Below are 279 nucleotides of genomic sequence, written 5' to 3' on the forward strand. Positions count from 1 at the left end.
GCCGTGTCTCAGTCCCAGTGTGGCCGATCACCCTCTCAGGTCGGCTACGCATCGTCGCCTTGGTGAGCCGTTACCTCACCAACTAGCTAATGCGCCGCGGGCCCATCCTGTAGCGACAGCTTGCGCCTCCTTTCAACGAAAGACCATGCGGCCTTTCGTATTATCCGGTATTAGCACCGATTTCTCGGTGTTATCCCCGTCTACAGGGCAGGTTGCCCACGTGTTACTCACCCGTCCGCCGCTAACGATCCAAAAGCAAGCTTTTGAATCGTCCGCTCG

General features: G+C 57.7%; 1 rRNA gene. It reads right to left on the bottom strand.

The annotated features are described in order from the left end of the window. Window positions 1-279: ribosomal RNA gene (locus K1I43_RS15960) — 16S ribosomal RNA — on the bottom strand; the annotation flags it as partial.

Origin of the sequence: Anoxybacillus sp. ST70 (assembly GCF_019553625.1) — a bacterium.
GTDB lineage: Bacteria > Bacillota > Bacilli > Bacillales > Anoxybacillaceae > Anoxybacillus > Anoxybacillus gonensis.